A 925-nucleotide genomic window follows, 5' to 3' on the forward strand; every position below is an offset into this window, starting at 1 on the left:
GTCTGATCAGTGGGTGGTGGTCTGGCCTGCGTTGATCAGTTTGCGGCGTGTCTGCGGTCGGGTGATCGCGGAGCGTCATTAGCTGTGGTGCTTGTGGGTGCTGGGCTGGGGCAGGGATCTGATCTGCGGCTTTGTCAGTTTAGCTGGGTGGGTGATCAGGTCGTGTCAGCTGCGCTGCGCAAGGTTCAGGTTCAGTGATCGTTGGTATGCACGGCGCTTGGACGAGTCGCCTGCTGTCTAGGGGAGGCGGTGGGCGGCTGGGGCCCGCCTGTGTTCGTGTGTCGCCGGCGGATGGGCTCGCCTGTGGGTCGAGCTGCGGCGTGGGGGCAGCGGCTCGTTGGCTGGATGCCGGACAGTGTCGGGCCGCTCCGTGATGTGACCTGTGAGGGCCGCGGATCGTTATGGCGAGGCGACGCGGCGGGGGCCTGGCGTGCGCACGGCCGGTAGATCGTCTCGGGCTTCGTCGCTGGCGAGTGTGTCGGCTGGCAGGCGGCGGTAGTGGTGGAGCAGAGCGGCCACCTGCTCGGGCTCGACGTCGACGGCTGCTACCAGCGCGGCCAGCAGTTCGGCGCGTGAGGTGCGTTCACCGGCTGCTGCGGCCGCGCGGACCAGGATGTTCAGTCTGCGGTCGACGTCCTCGGGCCAGAGCACCGAGGTCGTGCGGCGCGGCTGATGGCACAGCAGCTGCATGGCTTCTCCTCGGTGACAGTCGGCATATATCGAATATATATTGCGTGCATGGTGACGCTGCTGCAAGACCGTCAGGTTCCCGCGCGGCCCGGCTCTGCGCCGGGAACGGTGCGGGTGGGAGACCGGGAACTGCAGCCGACGCCGGTCTTCGACACCTATTGGCGTTTCGCCTCGGCCCGGCAAGCTGTGTATGAGGCTCGTCTGGCCCGGCGAGCCCAGCCGTGGACCGATGATC

At 67.2% G+C, this 925-nt stretch carries 2 protein-coding genes; one reads left to right on the forward strand and one right to left on the reverse strand.

Annotated features, from left to right (window positions below; genetic code table 11):
- Positions 1-399 precede the first annotated feature (399 nt).
- Positions 400-690, reverse strand: coding sequence for a hypothetical protein (locus KM933_RS38690; RefSeq protein WP_221362357.1), 291 nt, complete (start codon positions 688-690; stop codon positions 400-402).
- Positions 691-738: 48 nt separating this feature from the next.
- On the opposite strand from KM933_RS38690, the gene KM933_RS38695 reads away from it, so the two are divergent.
- Positions 739-925, forward strand: a 187-nt coding sequence (locus KM933_RS38695; protein WP_260334842.1) for a nucleotide kinase domain-containing protein, incomplete at its 3' end; no start/stop codon positions are given.

Origin of the sequence: Streptomyces beigongshangae (assembly GCF_019710745.1) — a bacterium.
In the GTDB taxonomy this organism is placed as follows: Bacteria; Actinomycetota; Actinomycetes; order Streptomycetales; family Streptomycetaceae; genus Streptomyces; species Streptomyces beigongshangae.